Consider the following 14,566-nt stretch of genomic DNA (forward strand, 5'->3'; position numbering starts at 1 on the left):
ACCACCGACGGCGGAGGAGGACACGTGGACGAGAGCATCGACGCGGCGGCGCGGGAGGCGAACCGCGCCCTGCTGGGGCGGCTGCCCGCGGACCGGACCCTGGTCATGGGCATCCTCAACGTCACCCCTGACTCGTTCTCGGACGGCGGGGAGCACGCCACCGTCCGCGCGGCCGTCGAGCACGCCCGGCGCATGGTCGCGGACGGCGCGGACATCGTGGACGTGGGCGGGGAGTCCACCCGCCCCGGGGCCCGCGCCGTGCCGCCGGCCGAGGAGCAGGAGCGCATCCTGCCCGTGATCGAGGCGCTGCTGGCCGAGGACGTCGTCCTCTCCGTGGACACGCGCCACACCGCCACCGCCCGGGCTGCCCTGGCGCTGGGGCCGGTGATCGTCAACGACGTCTCCGGCCTCGCCCACGAGCCGGATATGCCGGCGCTGATCGCCACGTCGGGCGCGCCGTACATCCTCATGCACAACCGCGGGAACCCGCAGACCATGGACGGGCTGGCCGTCTACGAGGACACCGTCCCGGACGTCGTGTGCGAGCTGCGGGACGTGGCCGGCCGCTTCCTCGCCGCGGGCGTCGAGCCCGCGCAGCTGATCGTCGACCCGGGCCTGGGCTTCGCGAAGGCCGGCGAGCAGAACTGGGAGCTGCTGCGCGGCCTCGAGTGGCTCCGCGCCATGGGCCACCCGGTGCTCGTCGCCGCCTCGCGCAAGCGGTTCCTGGGCACGCTGCTGGCGGACGACGACGGCACCCCGGCCCCGCCCGCCGCGCGCGACGCCGCCACCGCGGCCATCTCCGCCCTCGCCGCCGCCCAGGGCGCGTGGGGCGTGCGCGTGCACGACGTGCGCGCCAGCGCCGACGCCGTCCGCACCGCCGCCGCCTGGGTCGGGGCGCATGCCCCGGGTGAGCCCGTCTCCGAGGACGTGCTGCCGTGAGCGCCCGGGACCGCATCCGCCTGGCCGGGCTGTCCGCCGTCGGGCACCACGGGGTCTTCGACCACGAGCGCCGGGACGGGCAGCCGTTCGTCACGGACGTCGTCCTCCACCTCGACGCCGGCCCCGCCGCGGCCGGCGACGACCTCGCCCGCACCGCCAACTACGCCGAGGTCGCGGACACGGTGGTCCGCCTGGTCACCGGGGAGCCGGTGGACCTGATCGAGACCCTCGCCGACCGGATCGCCCGCGCCGTCCTCGCCGAGCAGCCCGTGGTGACCGCCGTCGAGGTCACCGTGCACAAGCCGCAGGCGCCCATCCCGCACGACTTCGCGGACGCCGCCGTCACCGTGCACCGCACCCGGGAGGATCTCGCGTGAGCACCGTCGACTGGACGCACCCGGCCGAGGGCCCCGCGCCCGTCCCCGAGCTGGGCGCCCGCCCGGACGCGCCCGTCGCGGCCGTGCTGGCCCTCGGCGCCAACCTGCGCGAGCCCGCGCAGACGCTCGACGCCGCCGTCGCCGCCCTGTCCGCGCTGCCGCACATCACGGACGTCCGGGCTTCGCCCCGGGCCGTCACCGCGCCCGTGGGCGGGCCGCCGGGCCAACCCGACTACCTCAACCAGGTGGTCACCCTGCGCACGGACCTCGCGCCGTGGGAGCTGCTCGCGGTGGCGCACCGGCTCGAGCAGGACCACCATCGGCGGCGTGAGGTTCGCTGGGGCGCGCGCACCCTGGACGTGGACGTGATCGCCTACGGGGACGTGCGCAGCGACCACCCGGACCTCACCCTGCCGCACCCCCGCGCGGCCGAGCGGGCCTTCGTGCTGCTGCCGTGGCTGTGGCTCGACGCGGACGCCACGCTCGCCGGCACGCCCGTCGCCGACCTCGCCGCCGTCGCCGCGGACGCCCCCGGGGTGCGCCGCCAGGAGCCCGAGCGGCACCGGCTGCTGGCCGGCACCGACGACGTCGTCCCGCTCCGCCCGGCATGCCCGGACGCCCTCGGGAGGGAGGACACGTGATCGCGCTGCGCTCCGGGTGGACCCTGCTCGTGGTGCTGGCGGCCGCCGTGCTCGGCTGGCTGGCCGGGCTCGCCGCGCCGTCCCTGGGCTGGCCGGCGCCCGTGGTGGGTCGCGGCGGCCTGATCACCGTGGCCGCGGTCTCCGTGCTGTGCATCGGGCTGGGCTGGCGGGTGCGCCGGGACCGGGAGAAGCCCGCCGCCGCGCGGATGGACCCGCTCGCCGCGGCCCGCACGCTCGTGCTCGGCCAGGCCTCCGGCTTCGCGGGAGCGGCCCTCGGCGGCTGGCACGCCGGTGTGGCGGTGCAGGTGCTGCTGCGGGCCGGCGTCGGGGCGCCGACCGTGCGGGAGGCCGCCCTGCAGGCCGCCGGCGGTCTCGTCCTGCTGGTGGTGGGGCTGATCGTCGAACGGTGGTGCCGGATCCCCCCTGAGGAGGATGCGCCCGAGGGCGGCCGTGGGCAGGATGGGTCCCCGGGCCGCGGCCGACCGGCCCGTCCCGAGACCGAAGGAGGGTATGCCCGTGCCCGGCATTGACCTGAGCGGCGTGGCCTTCACGCCGGCCTCGCCGCGGCTGACCACGGTGAATCTCATCGCCACGTCCATCGGCCACCTGATCTGGCTCGCCGCGTTCTCCGTGCCGCTGATCCTCAAGCTCACCGGCCCGTGGGCGGGGATGGCCGCGTGGGTCGCGTGGGGGCTGCCGGCCGTCGTCGTCGTGTCCTGGATCGTGGACCTGATCCTGATCCCGCGGCGCGTGCGCGCGATGGGCTGGGCCGAGCGCGAGGACGACGTCCTGTGGCGCGAGGGCATCCTGTTCCGCAGCGTGCACGCGGTGCCGTACGGCCGCCTGCAGTACGTGGACGTGTCGGACGGTCCGCTGCTGCGCCGGGTCGGGCTGCAGACCCTCACCCTGAAGACCGCCGCCGCGGGCGGGGACGTCACCCTGGAGGGCGTGCCCCGCGAGAGGGCCGAGGAGCTGCGCGAAGTCCTCATGGCGCGCGGCCAGGCGCGGCTGGCGGGCCTGTGAGCGCGGCCGCCCCGCCCCCCGCCGACGACGCCGGCTGGGTCCGCGTCCACCCCGCCTCGCCCTGGGTGCGGGGCTGGACCTTCCTGCTGCTGATCCTGTTCTTCGCGGGCCGCAACGCGGTGGAGGACTTCGCGGCGGGCCGGCTCAGCGGGGAGGACGCCCCGGGCGGCGGCGACGGCAGCCTGCTCGTGGCCGGCGGCATCCTGCTGGGGGTCACCCTGCTGATCAGCCTCGTGTTCTTCTTCTCCTGGTGGTTCACCCGGTTCCGCTGCGGGGAGGACCGGATCGAGCTGCGCCAGGGCTGGCTCTTCCGCAGCCGCCGGCAGATGCGCTACGACCGCATCCAGGCGGTGGACCTGCAGCACCCCCTCGTGGCCCGGCTGCTCGGGCTGGCCACAGTGAAGGTCGAGGCGGCCGACGGCGGCGAGTCCGCGCTCGAGCTGTCCTTCCTGCGCCGCGCCGAGGCCGAAGCGGTGCGCCGGGAGATCCTGGACCGCGCGTCGGGGATGCTCGGGGGAGCCGGGGCGGACGCGTCCGCGCCGGAGCGGGCGGCCGAGCCCGGCCTCCCCGACGCCGACGCCGCGGACGCCGGCGAACTCATGCTGCAGGTGCCCGCGGGGCGGCTCCTCGGCTCCGTCCTGCTCTCCGGAGGCGTGCTGGGGGTGCTGGCCGGGTCCCTGATCTGGCTGGCCGGCCTCGCCCTCGTGGTCGCGCTGCTGCCCGAGGCGGTGCTGGACGAGGGGGAGACCCTGACCGGGATCGGCGCGGCTGCGTCCCTGCCCGCCCTGTTCTCCGTGGCCGGCGTCGCGTGGTCCCGGTTGAACGCCGGCTGGGGCTTCCAGGTGCGCCGCTCCACCGACGGGCTGCGACTGCGGCACGGGCTCACCGAGACCACCCACCAGACCGTCCCGCCGGGGCGGGTGCAGGGGGTGACCGTCTCCCAGCCTCTGTTCTGGCGGCCCTTCGGCTGGTATCGGGTGACCATGGCGGTGGCCGGCTACCTGCAGGAGTCCGACGGCACCCGGGACGTGGCGCTGCCCGTCGGTCCGTGGGAGGACGTGCTCCGCGTCCTCACGGTCGTGGCCCCGGACCCGGGCCTGGAGGATGATCCGCGCGCCGCGCAGGGGCTGACCCCCGCGGGGCTCATGCACCTGGGCGTGCACGGCTCCGGCACGGAGGGGGGCTTCCAGCACGTGCCGCGGCGCGGCAGGTGGTGGTTCAACTGGTTCGCCTGGCGGCGGATCGGCTTCACGACGACGCGGTCCCTGCTGGTGGTGCGCAGCGGCTGGTTGAACCGCCGGCTGCAGACCCTCCAGCACGAGCGCGTGCAGGCGGCCGAGCTGGTGCAGGGGCCGGTGCAGCGGCGCCTGGGCCTGGCCACGGTGCGCGTGTGGGTCGCGGGGGCGAACGCCGTGGTCCGCGACCTCGACGAGGACGTGGCCGTGGACCTGTACGCCCGGGAGGCACGGCACGCGGCCGTCTCACGTCGCCTCGCCGACCGCGACCAGTGGATGCGCCCGGAGGAGCTGGCCCGCTTCGAGCAGCGCACGCGCGAGGTCGCGGCCACCGAGGTGGGCCGCCGCGAACTGGCGCGGGCCGGCGTCGGCGGCGGCGTCGTCGTCGGGGAGGAGAGCGGGGCAGACGTCCCCGCCGTGCGCGGCGAGGAGGAGCGATGACCGGCGGACTCGACCTGAGCCTGGACCCGCATGACCCGGCGCAGCGGCCCGGGCGGCTGGGCGTCGGCGTGGTGAGCGCGGGTCGAGTGGGGGCCGTGCTGGGCTCGGCGCTGCGGGCTGCGGGCCACACGATCACGGGCGTGCACGCCGTCTCCGAGGCCTCGCGGGACCGCGCGGAGATGCTCCTGCCGGGCGTGCCCGTCCTGGAGATCCCCGAGATCCTGCGCCGCTCCGAGATGGTCGTCTTCGCCGTCCCGGACGACGCGCTGGGCGAGCTCGTGGCCGGCCTGGCCGCCGCGGGCCACGTGCAGACCGGCCACCTGCTCGTGCACACCTCCGGCCGCTACGGGGTGGGGGTGATGGAGCCGGTGCGCGCGCACGGGGCGATCCCCCTGGCGATCCACCCGGCCATGACGTTCACGGGGCTGAGCCTCGACGTCGCCCGGCTGCAGGACTGCGTGTTCGGCGTGACCGCGGACCCCGTGGTGCTGCCCGTGGCCCAGGCGCTCGTGGTGGAGATGGGCGGCGAGCCCGTGGTCGTGAAGGAGGCCGACCGGGCGGCCTACCACCTGGCGCTGTCCCACGGGTCGAACCACCTGGTGACGCTGACGGCGCAGGCCCGCCAGATCCTGGAGACGATCGGGGTGGCCGACCCGGAGCGGGTGCTGCGCTCACTGATGACCGCCGCGCTGGAGAACGCGCTCACGGACGGCGACGGCGCCCTCACCGGCCCCGTGGCCCGCGGTGACGTCGACACGCTGCGGACCCACCGTGAGACCCTCGGGGAGCTCGAGGCCGGGGGACTGCCCCCGGACGTGCGGGCCGTGTGGGAGACCCTCGCCCGCGCGACGACCGACCGCGCCGAGACCCGCGGCACCCTGCGCGCGGACACGGCGGCGCGGCTGCGAGAGGTCCTCGACGACTCCGACGACCCCCACGACGACTGACCGACCCCCCGCCGCCCCCGCCCCCCGCTTTCGTTCGGGAAACGGCGGGTCCCGGACCGTTTTCGTTCGGGAAACGGCGGGTCCGGGGCCGCGCCCCGGCCGTCAGAGGCGGCCGTCGCGGATCGCGGCGACGACGCCGTCTGCTGCGTCCTCGATCTGCCGGTACATCTCCTCGAACTGCGGCCGCGGATACCCGTACGGATCGGGGACCTCGCGCACCCCGGCGCTGTCCGCATCCGACGCGAACTCGCCCATCAGGTGGATCCGGTCCCGCTGCTCGTCCGTGGTCGCGAGCCGCCGCGCGTCGGCGAGGTTGGCCTCGTCCATCACGAGGATCAGGTCGGCGTCGTCCACGAGGTCGGCGGACAGCTGCACCCCCACCGTCGGGAACTCGTAGCCCAGTTCGCCGCCGACCTCGCGGGTGAGGTGATGCGGCCGGGCGCCCACGTGCTCGTCGGACGTGCCGGCGGAGGTGACCTCGACGTCGTCGAGACCGGCCTCCGCGAGCTTGCGGTTCAGCACGGCCTCGGCGGCGGGCGAGCGGCAGATGTTCCCCAGGCAGACGGTCATGATGCGCATGGGGCCAGTGTCTCAAGTCCGGTCGGGGGCGGCGGACGACGACGGCCCGCACGCTCGCCTCGTCGCTGGCGGCACGACATCGGGCGCGTCCACGAGTGCTCCCGCTGGGGGATCGCAGGCCTCCGGCGGTGTGTCCCCCCGGTTCCTCGCCGTTTCTCGAACGAAAGCGCGGCCGGCGCCGCCCGTTCCGGCGACGGCGGCGCCCGACGCGCCTGGCAGGATGGAGGCCATGACCGACCAGCCCGAGATGAGCCCCCTGACCGAGCCCGAGCGGGAGTGGGTGCGCGTCCGTCGCGACTTCGCCGCGCAGGAGGGCGTGGACCACCTGGACCTGGACGCGGTCGCCGCGTACTACGACGCCGTGCTGGCCCGCTCGCAGGCGGAGGCCGACGAGCTGGACCCCGAGGAGCTGGCGGTGCTGCTGGACGTCGTCGCGGTGCTGCTCGGCGAGCACCTGGGCGCGCGCCACGGCATGCAGTGGGTGACGGTCGCGGACGAGGAGGGGCCCGCCCTCGCGCTGCGGGACACCCTCTCGGACGCCGTCGTCTTCCCGCAGCCGGTGGTCGGCCAGAGCTGGAACGACCAGGCCACGGGGGAGTGGATGGGCGGGTACGTCGACTGGCTCGGCGAGCAGCTCCAGCAGATCCGGGCCGACGCCGGCGCGCTGCCCGGCGCCTGAGGCGCGGCGGGCACCGGGGCGGCCCGCCGTCGAGGCCACCACCCCGCCGCCCTCCGTGTTGCCCGGATCACGTGCAGGCCGATAGAAACGAACGCATGACCTCCACCCCGGACACCCCGGACAACACCCCCGCCACCCCCTTCCACGACCTCGACGCCTTCACCGCCCTGCCGCGCGTCGCCGGTCTCACCCTCAGCCCGGACGGCGCCCGCCTGGTGACCACCGTCGCCACCCGGGACGCGAAGGGCACCGGCTACGCCACCGCCCTCTGGGAGGTCGACCCCGCGGGCGAGCGCCCCGCCCACCGCCTGACCCGCTCCCGCGAGGGCGAGGCCGGCGCGCAGTTCGCCGCGGACGGCACCCTCTTCTTCACCTCCGCCCGTCCCGACCCCGCCGACGCCGAGGCCGAGAAGCGCAACGCCCTGTGGGCCCTGCCGGCCCGGGGCGGCGAGGCGCGCGTGGTGCTCTCCCGCCCGGGCGGCGTCGCCGCGGTCACGTGCGCCTCCGCGGCGGACCGCGTGGTCGTCACGGCGGACCGGCTGCTCGGTGCGACCACCGAGGCCGAGCACGCGGCCCTCGCGCAGACCCGCAGGGACGCCGGCGTGGACGCCATCCTGCACACCGGCTACCCCATCCGCTTCTGGGACCACGACCTCGGCCCCGCCCGCCCCGAGCTCTTCGTCCTCGAGCCCGGCCCGGACCCGCAGGGCGAGCCCGCCACCGACGCCGACGTCGCCGAGCCCGGCCCCGCCGCCTCCGGCCTGGCTCCCGAGGCCGACGACGTGGCGCACCACCTGCGCCACGTCTCCGGATTCCCGCGCTCCCACGCGTTCGGGATCGGCGCGCAGGTGGCCCCGGACGGCTCGTTCCTGCTCACCACGGCCGCCACCGCCGAGGCTCGCGGCAACGTGCGCGAGGGCACGGTGGTGCGCGTGGACCTGGCCACGGGCGAGCACCGCGTCCTGCACGACGTCCCCGGTGAGGACGTGGCCGTCGGCCCCGTCAGCCATGACGGCACGCGCGCCGTCGTCGTCCGCACCCCCGACTCCACCCCGCATTCCGCCGTGCACCCGCGCCTGTACGTGATGGACACGGCCACGGGCCAGACCACGCCCCTGGCCCACGGCTGGGACCGCTGGGCCGACGTCGTCGCGTGGCTGCCGGACGACTCCGCGGTGATCGCGCTCGCGGACTCGGAGGGTCGCCGCCCGGTGTTCCGCATCGAGGTGGCCACCGGCGCCGTCGCGCAGGTGACCCGGGAGGACGAGGCGTGGACCGACGTCGTGCTCTCCCCGGACGGGGCCACGGCCTACGGCGTCCGCTCCTCCTACCTGTTCCCGCCGGAGGTGGCGCGGATCGACCTGGCCACGGGCGAGGCCACGCGCTTGCCGAACCCCGTGGAGCGCCCCGCGATCCCGGGCACCCTCGAGGACGTGGAGACCGTCGCCGAGGACGGCACGCGCGTGCGCGGCTGGCTCGTGCTCCCCGAGGGGGAGGCGCCGGCCGGCGGTCACCCGCTGCTACTGTGGATCCACGGCGGGCCGCTGGGCTCGTGGAACGCGTGGAGCTGGCGCTGGACGCCGTGGGTCATGGCGGCGCGCGGCTACGCGGTGCTGATGCCGGACCCGGCGCTGTCCACGGGCTACGGCCAGGACTTCATCGAACGCGGCTGGGGCCGCTGGGGTCAGGCGCCCTACACGGACCTGATGGCGCTCACGGACGCCGTCGTGGCGCGTGAGGACGTCGACGGCGACCGCACCGCCGCCATGGGCGGCTCGTTCGGCGGCTACATGGCGAACTGGGTGGCCGGGCACACCGATCGGTTCCGGTGCGTGGTCACGCACGCCTCGCTGTGGGCGCTGGACGGCTTCGGCCCGACGACGGACGCCGCGTTCTACTGGGCCCGCGAGATGGACGAGCAAATGCAGCAGGAGAACTCTCCGCACCGGTTCGTGGGGGAGATCGTCTCTCCGATGCTCGTCATCCACGGCGACAAGGACTACCGCGTGCCGATCGGCGAGGGGCTGCGCCTGTGGTCGGACCTGCTGGCGAAGTCCGGGCGGCCGGCCGCCGCGGACGGCACCACCGACCACCGGTTCCTCTACTTCCCGCACGAGAACCACTGGATCCTCGCCCCGCAGCACGCGAGGGTCTGGTACGAGGTCGTCCTCGGCTTCCTGGGCGAGCACGTCCTCGGCGACGGCACCCCGTCGGCCCCGGAGACGCTGGGACTGACGCGGCCGTCGCCGACGGCGGGCTGAGCCGCCGGGCCCGGCGCCGCGCATCGTGACGGGCGGTTGAACCTCTCCGATCAGCCGCCCGTCACCGGCTGTTCACCGGACGGGCCGGCTGTGGCCGGAGGGGGGCCACCCGGCCGACACCCGGATCTGGCCCACTGGAGCGGTCATCCCCCTCCCGGAAAGGACCGTTCCATGACCTCCGTCCGTCGTCACGCCGCCCGCGGCCTCGTGGCCCTCGCCGCCGCCGTCGCCGTCAGCGCCCCGCTGGCCGCCCCGGCCGCCGCCGCCCCCGCCGCACCGACGACCCCGGCCGCCGCGCAGTCCGTCACGGGCAAGCCCGTAGTGCGCCCCGACGTCGTGGGTCACCGTGGTGCCTCCGGCTACCGCCCCGAGCACACCCTGGCCGCCTACGAGCTGGCCGCCGCCCAGGGCGCGGATGTGATCGAGCCGGACCTGGTCTCCACCAAGGACGGCGTGCTCGTGGTCCGCCACGAGAACCTGATCGACGGCACCACGGACGTCGCCCAGCGGCCCGAGTTCGCGGACCGCAAGACCACCAAGGTCGTCGACGGCGTGGCCCTCACCGGCTGGTTCACCGAGGACTTCACCCTCGCCGAGCTCAAGACCCTGCGCGCCAAGGAGCGCCTGCCGCAGGTCCGCCCCGAGTCCGCGTCCTACGACGGCCGGTACCAGGTGCCCACCTTCGAGGAGGTGCTCGAGCTGCGGGAGCGCCTCTCTGCCCGGTACGGCCGCGAGATCGGCGTCATCCCCGAGATCAAGCACCCCACCTACTTCGACTCCATCGGCCTGTCCATGGAGGAGCGCGTCGTCGAGCTGCTCGACGAGTACGGCCTGAACAAGCGCAACGCCCCCGCCACCGTGCAGTCCTTCGAGCTCGCCAACCTGCGCGATCTCAACGAGAACCTCGGCCTCAAGGCCGAGACGGTGTTCCTCTCCAGCGTCACCGGCGCGCCCTATGACTCCGTGGCCGCCGGCGACGGGCTCCGCGACTACGACTTCTACGAGACCGCCGCGGGCATGCGCGAGGTCCGCGCGGCCGGCGTCGACACGCTCGGCCCGGCCTTCGCGCAGATCATCACCAAGGAGAAGGACGGCTCGATGGGCGAGGAGACCGCGTTCGTCTCCCTCGCCCACCGCGCGGGCCTTGAGGTGGTGCCGTACACCTTCCGCGCCGAGAACCAGTTCCTCTACACGGAGTTCCGCTCCTCCACGGACCCGAACGCGCGGGGCGACATGGTCGGCATGATCCAGCCGTTCCTCGACGCCGGCATCGACGGCTTCTTCACCGACCACCCCGACCTCGGCGTGCAGGCCGTGGACACCTGGATGCAGGGCAAGAAGGAGCACCCGGGCCGGGGCGTCGGCAAGACCGCCCAGCGGGGCCTGAAGGTGCGCTGACCCCGTCCCGACCGGAGACGATCCCGGCGGACCCGAGGTCTTCCGGCACGTCCGTCGCGGTGCTTACCTTGGCCCTCAGGACCGGTGGACCCGGTGACGTGGACGGCCAGAAGGGCTGGCCATGAGGGGCCGCCGACCCGGACGAAGGAAGGCACAGCATGACGACGAACACGCCGAAGAACGCCCACGGCTCCTCAGCCGAGGGCCGTGACGCCAAGGACCAGGCGAAGGACAAGGCCCAGCAGGCCGCGGGCGAGGCCCAGGGCCAGGCGAAGGCCGTGGCCCAGGACGCCAAGGACAAGGCCCAGGACCTCGCGGCCACCGCCAAGCACGAGGCCGGCCAGGTGAAGGACGAGGCCGCTGACCAGGTGCAGTCGCTGGTCGGCTCCGCCCAGGAGCAGGTCGGCGCGCAGGTGCAGACCCAGCAGGAGCGGTTCGCGGGCCAGGTGCGCAGCTACACCGACGACCTGCACCGCGTGGTCTCCGGTGAGCAGCCGCAGACCGACCTGGTGCGCCAGGGCGTCGCCTCGGTGGCGGACCGTGCCGAGGCCCTGACGCAGCGCCTGGAGACCGCTTCCCCGCAGGACCTGCTGCAGGACGTGCGCGGCTTCGCCGCTCGCCGTCCGGGCACGTTCCTGGCCCTCGCCCTGGGCGCCGGGCTGGTGGCCGGTCGACTGACGCGCGGCATCCGCGACGCCGCCCAGCCCGACTCCGCCGCCTCCACCTCGCCGCGCCGTCACACGACCCGTCCGGACGCGGTGCACGCGGACGTGACCCCGCACCACCTGGACTCGCAGGCCCCGGCCTACTCGAGCGATTCGCTCTCCCAGGCCGACGGCCGCGTCGCGGACGGCGCCGGGCCCCGCCGCGCGGCCGGCGTCGGGGACACCCCGTATGGCACGCAGGCGCCGGTCCAGCAGGGCCTGACCGCCGAGCGGCCGTTCGACCAGACCCGGCCCGGGGGTGACGCATGAGCACCGCCCACGAACCGTTCCGCGACGCGACGCCGCACTCCGGCGCGCACACCCCGCCGCCCACGCAGGCGGAGTTCCGTGCCGAGCACGAGAGCCTCGGCGAGATGTTCCAGAGCCTGTCGGCCAAGCTGTCGACGCTGGTCAGCCAGGAGATCGCCCTGGCCAAGGCCGAGGCCACCGAGTCCGCGAAGAAGGCCGGCAAGGGGGCAGGTCTGCTGGCCGGCGCCGCCGTCGGCGGCTTCTTCCTGCTGATGTTCCTGTCCCTGGCCCTGATGCACCTGCTCGACGTATTCCTGCCGATCGGCTGGGCCGCGTTGATCGTGGCCGTGCTGTGGGGCGTCGTCGCGGCCGTGCTGGCCGTACAGGGCAAGAAGGACATCGAGAAGATCAAGGGTCTGCCGCAGACCCAGGAGACGCTTCAGGAGATCCCCGAGACCCTGAACCCCGCGAAGGAGACGCGATGACCACGAGCAACAACCCCGACGAGATCCGCGCCGACATCGAGCGCACGCGCCGCGAGCTCGGCCAGGACGTGGACGCCCTCGCCGAGAAGGTGAGCCCCACGAAGGCCGTGTCCCGGCAGACCAACCGCATCAAGGACGGCTTCATCCACGCGAAGGAGAACATCATGGGCTCCCCGGAGCAGCACCGCCACGAGCCCTCGCTGGGCGATCGCGCCCACGCGGTGGTCGACGACGCCCGGGCCTCCGCGTATGACGCGGCCGGCCAGGCCCAGGACCGCCTGGGCGACGCCGGCGACCGGGTGTCCGAGTGGGCCGACGACGCCCAGCACGCCCTGCACCAGGCCCCGGCTCAGCTGCGCGGCCGCACCGCGGGCAACCCGTTGGCCGCCGGGCTGATCGCCTTCGGTGCCGGCCTGCTGCTCAGCTCGCTGATCCCCGCCTCACGCGCGGAGCAGCGCGCCGCGGAGGGCCTCAAGGACCAGGCCGCCCCGCTGGTGGACGAGGCCAAGCAGGCCGCCCAGCAGCTGCGCGAGGACCTCGAGCCCGCCGCCCGCGAGGCCGCCGGGAGCGTGAAGGAGTCGGCCGCCGAGGCCGCTTCCCACCTCAAGGAGCAGGGCACGGACACGGCGCAGGGCCTCAAGGCGGAGTCCCAGGACGCCGCCCGCCAGGTGAAGGACACCGCGAAGGACGCCTGAGCCCGACTCGAGCACGACGCCGGCCGGTCCCGTTGACGGGACCGGCCGGCGTCGCGCGTGGCGGGGCCGAATCCGGCCCGCGGCTCAGGCCTTGGACCAGATGCGCGTGGTGAGGCGGAAGTCCTCCCCGAGGCCCCGTGCCTAGACTCGGAGGGTGACCCCTCTCGACCGCGTCCCCGACCAGCGCCCCGTCCCCGCCGGCACCGGCCTGACCCTCGAGGACGCCCTCCCCGCTCCCGTGACGCCCGAGGCTGACGGCGTCTCCGCGCGCCCGCGTCTGGCCCGGACCGTCGCCGAGATGCGCTCCGCTCTCCGTGAGCTCGTCGCCCACGCCACGGACGACGGCGACGCCGAGCCCGTCACCGTCGGCCTGATCCCCACGATGGGCGCCCTCCACGGCGGCCACGCGGCCCTGGTGCGGCGGGCCCGCGCCGAGAACGACGTCGTCGCGGTCAGCATCTTCGTGAACCCGCTCCAGTTCGGCGATCCGGCCGACCTGGAGCACTACCCGCGCACCCTCGACGCGGACCTGGACCTGCTGGCGGCGGCGGGCGCCGACGTCGTGTTCGCCCCGGACGTGCAGGAGATGTACCCGGGTTACCCGGACGCGCCGATCGTCACCGTCTCCGCCGGCCGCATGGGGGAGGTCCTCGAGGGCGCCTCCCGCCCGGGCCACTTCGACGGCGTGGCCACCGTCGTGGCGAAGCTGTGGAACATCGTGCGCCCGGCGGCGCCGGTCCTGCGCAGCTACTTCGGCCAGAAGGACGCGCAGCAGCTCACCGTCCTGCGCCGCCTGGCCACGGACCTCGACATCGACGTCGACGTCCGCGCCGTGCCCATCGTCCGCTCGCCCGAGGGCCTCGCGCTCTCCAGCCGCAACACCCGCCTGGACGCCGCGGGCCTGGAGCACGCGCTCGTCCTCAGCCGCGCCCTGCGCTCCCTGGCCGACGCCGCGGCGGCCGGTGAGCCCGTCGACGTCCAGGCCGCGCGCCGGATGGTCGAGGACGAGCCGGGCGTCGAGCTGGACCACCTCGTGGTGGTGGACCGGGACACCTTCGCCGAGCTCGGTCCGGAGCTGCTGTGCCAGCCGCTGCGCCGCGAGGCCCTCGCCCTCGTGGCCGCGCACGTGCCGCCCGTCCGGCTGATCGACACCATGGTGCTGCCCGCCGCGGGGCCGCTGCCGTGACCCCGGAGCGTCTCGCCGCCGCCTTCGACGGCCCCTCGCCCGCGCTCGCCGCGACGCTGCTGGGGTGCCGGCTGACCGTCGTCGCCCCGGACGGCGCCGTCACCGTGCGGCTGACCGAGACCGAGGCGTACGGGAACGCGGGCGCAGACCCCGGCGCCCACTCGTTCCGCGGCCGCACCGAGCGCAATGCCGCGCTGTTCGGGCCGCCGCGGCGCACGTACGTGTACCTGAACTACGGCATCCACCGCTGCCTGAACCTGGTGGGCCACCCCGAGGGGGAGGCCGGCGGTGTGCTGCTGCGTGCGGCCGAGGTGCTCGCAGGAGGGGACCTCGCGGTGGCCCGCCGTGGCCGGGACACCGGCCCCAAGCTGCTCTCCGGCCCGGGCAACCTCGGCCAGGGCCTCGGCATCACCCTGGAGATGGGCCACGCGCCCGTGGAGATCGTCGCCGCGCCGCCGGAAGTGGCCGACGACGGCGGCACCCCGGCCCGCCTCGCCGCGCCGGCCGCGCCCGCCCGCTTCCTCCTGGCCCCGCCCGCGCCCCGCGATCCGGCCGAGCCGCCGATCGAGGTCGTGACGGGCCCGCGCGTCGGCGTCTCGGGGGAGGGCGGCTCCGTGCGCTTCCCGTGGCGGTTCAGCGTGGCCGGCCACCGCAGCGTGTCCGCGTTCCGGCGTGGGCGCAACGTGCCGGACTGAGCCCCAGACCTTGTCGGCCGCCCCGGCCCCGT

At 75.4% G+C, this 14,566-nt stretch carries 16 protein-coding genes; 15 read left to right on the top strand and 1 reads right to left on the bottom strand.

Annotated features, from left to right (window positions below; genetic code table 11):
• The first annotated feature begins 24 nt into the window (after positions 1-24).
• The 7 genes from folP to AC3RJ9_RS00385 are packed head-to-tail and all read left to right on the top strand — an operon-like array spanning position 25 to position 5,603.
• Entirely contained in the window at positions 25-939 is a 915-nt protein-coding gene (folP, locus tag AC3RJ9_RS00355; RefSeq protein WP_095353930.1) for a dihydropteroate synthase, read from the top strand.
• A complete protein-coding gene (folB, locus tag AC3RJ9_RS00360) occupies positions 936-1,316 on the top strand; it encodes a dihydroneopterin aldolase (RefSeq protein WP_044659875.1) in 381 nt (126 codons plus the stop codon). Before folP ends, folB begins: the two co-directional genes overlap by 4 nt.
• Complete coding sequence (gene folK / locus AC3RJ9_RS00365) at positions 1,313-1,957, top strand: 2-amino-4-hydroxy-6-hydroxymethyldihydropteridine diphosphokinase (protein ID WP_123244271.1); 645 nt, start codon at positions 1,313-1,315, stop codon at positions 1,955-1,957. Before folB ends, folK begins: the two co-directional genes overlap by 4 nt.
• Positions 1,954-2,487, top strand: coding sequence for a DUF3180 domain-containing protein (locus AC3RJ9_RS00370; RefSeq protein ID WP_123244272.1), 534 nt, complete (start codon positions 1,954-1,956; stop codon positions 2,485-2,487). The genes folK and AC3RJ9_RS00370 overlap by 4 nt, the downstream gene beginning before the upstream one ends.
• Entirely contained in the window at positions 2,468-2,980 is a 513-nt protein-coding gene (locus tag AC3RJ9_RS00375) for a PH domain-containing protein (RefSeq protein ID WP_061866863.1), read from the top strand. The genes AC3RJ9_RS00370 and AC3RJ9_RS00375 overlap by 20 nt, the downstream gene beginning before the upstream one ends.
• Positions 2,977-4,656 (top strand): PH domain-containing protein, encoded by a 1,680-nt coding sequence (locus AC3RJ9_RS00380; RefSeq protein WP_061866862.1) that lies wholly within the window; start codon positions 2,977-2,979, stop codon positions 4,654-4,656. The genes AC3RJ9_RS00375 and AC3RJ9_RS00380 overlap by 4 nt, the downstream gene beginning before the upstream one ends.
• Positions 4,653-5,603: a Rossmann-like and DUF2520 domain-containing protein gene (locus tag AC3RJ9_RS00385; RefSeq protein WP_061866861.1), complete on the top strand. Its 951-nt coding sequence runs from the start codon at positions 4,653-4,655 to the stop codon at positions 5,601-5,603. Before AC3RJ9_RS00380 ends, AC3RJ9_RS00385 begins: the two co-directional genes overlap by 4 nt.
• A 102-nt stretch (positions 5,604-5,705) precedes the next feature.
• On the opposite strand, the gene AC3RJ9_RS00390 is transcribed toward AC3RJ9_RS00385, so the two are convergent.
• On the bottom strand, positions 5,706-6,182 hold the full coding sequence (locus AC3RJ9_RS00390) for a low molecular weight protein-tyrosine-phosphatase (protein ID WP_061866860.1): 477 nt from the start codon (positions 6,180-6,182) through the stop codon (positions 5,706-5,708).
• A 229-nt stretch (positions 6,183-6,411) separates the two neighbouring features.
• On the opposite strand from AC3RJ9_RS00390, the gene AC3RJ9_RS00395 reads away from it, so the two are divergent.
• From AC3RJ9_RS00395 to AC3RJ9_RS00430, 8 genes are all read left to right on the top strand, one after another.
• Complete coding sequence (locus tag AC3RJ9_RS00395) at positions 6,412-6,861, top strand: DUF3806 domain-containing protein (protein ID WP_061866859.1); 450 nt, start codon at positions 6,412-6,414, stop codon at positions 6,859-6,861.
• 95 nt (positions 6,862-6,956) lie between these two features.
• Positions 6,957-9,122, top strand: a complete 2,166-nt coding sequence (locus tag AC3RJ9_RS00400) for an alpha/beta fold hydrolase (RefSeq protein ID WP_163721158.1) — start codon at positions 6,957-6,959, stop codon at positions 9,120-9,122.
• A 171-nt stretch (positions 9,123-9,293) separates the two neighbouring features.
• Positions 9,294-10,520 (top strand): glycerophosphodiester phosphodiesterase, encoded by a 1,227-nt coding sequence (locus AC3RJ9_RS00405; protein ID WP_049146623.1) that lies wholly within the window; start codon positions 9,294-9,296, stop codon positions 10,518-10,520.
• Positions 10,521-10,678: 158 nt separating this feature from the next.
• On the top strand, positions 10,679-11,494 hold the full coding sequence (locus AC3RJ9_RS00410) for a hypothetical protein (protein WP_036380841.1): 816 nt from the start codon (positions 10,679-10,681) through the stop codon (positions 11,492-11,494).
• A complete protein-coding gene (locus tag AC3RJ9_RS00415; protein WP_036314802.1) occupies positions 11,491-11,958 on the top strand; it encodes a phage holin family protein in 468 nt (155 codons plus the stop codon). The genes AC3RJ9_RS00410 and AC3RJ9_RS00415 overlap by 4 nt, the downstream gene beginning before the upstream one ends.
• On the top strand, positions 11,955-12,653 hold the full coding sequence (locus AC3RJ9_RS00420; RefSeq protein WP_036380847.1) for a DUF3618 domain-containing protein: 699 nt from the start codon (positions 11,955-11,957) through the stop codon (positions 12,651-12,653). Before AC3RJ9_RS00415 ends, AC3RJ9_RS00420 begins: the two co-directional genes overlap by 4 nt.
• A gap of 154 nt (positions 12,654-12,807) precedes the next feature.
• Positions 12,808-13,839, top strand: coding sequence for a pantoate--beta-alanine ligase (panC, locus tag AC3RJ9_RS00425; RefSeq protein ID WP_123244444.1), 1,032 nt, complete (start codon positions 12,808-12,810; stop codon positions 13,837-13,839).
• Positions 13,836-14,534 carry a DNA-3-methyladenine glycosylase gene (locus AC3RJ9_RS00430; RefSeq protein ID WP_049146636.1) on the top strand — a complete coding sequence of 233 codons (699 nt, stop codon included), beginning with the start codon at positions 13,836-13,838 and terminating at the stop codon, positions 14,532-14,534. The genes panC and AC3RJ9_RS00430 overlap by 4 nt, the downstream gene beginning before the upstream one ends.
• Positions 14,535-14,566 lie beyond the last annotated feature (32 nt).

This window comes from Micrococcus sp. 63XJN7_6_ISO-PGPR-S23-444 (assembly GCF_058072765.1).

Bases quoted from the DNA above. Each gene is read 5' to 3' on its own strand.
- AC3RJ9_RS00410 (WP_036380841.1), top strand. From the start codon at position 10,679: ATGACGACGAACACGCCGAAGAACGCCCACGGCTCCTCAGCCGAGGGC.
- AC3RJ9_RS00375 (WP_061866863.1), top strand. From the start codon at position 2,468: ATGCCCGTGCCCGGCATTGACCTGAGCGGCGTGGCCTTCACGCCGGCC.
- AC3RJ9_RS00395 (WP_061866859.1), top strand. From the start codon at position 6,412: ATGACCGACCAGCCCGAGATGAGCCCCCTGACCGAGCCCGAGCGGGAG.
- AC3RJ9_RS00390 (WP_061866860.1), bottom strand. From the start codon at position 6,182: ATGCGCATCATGACCGTCTGCCTGGGGAACATCTGCCGCTCGCCCGCC.
- AC3RJ9_RS00420 (WP_036380847.1), top strand. From the start codon at position 11,955: ATGACCACGAGCAACAACCCCGACGAGATCCGCGCCGACATCGAGCGC.
- AC3RJ9_RS00400 (WP_163721158.1), top strand. From the start codon at position 6,957: ATGACCTCCACCCCGGACACCCCGGACAACACCCCCGCCACCCCCTTC.
- AC3RJ9_RS00385 (WP_061866861.1), top strand. From the start codon at position 4,653: ATGACCGGCGGACTCGACCTGAGCCTGGACCCGCATGACCCGGCGCAG.
- AC3RJ9_RS00415 (WP_036314802.1), top strand. From the start codon at position 11,491: ATGAGCACCGCCCACGAACCGTTCCGCGACGCGACGCCGCACTCCGGC.
- AC3RJ9_RS00405 (WP_049146623.1), top strand. From the start codon at position 9,294: ATGACCTCCGTCCGTCGTCACGCCGCCCGCGGCCTCGTGGCCCTCGCC.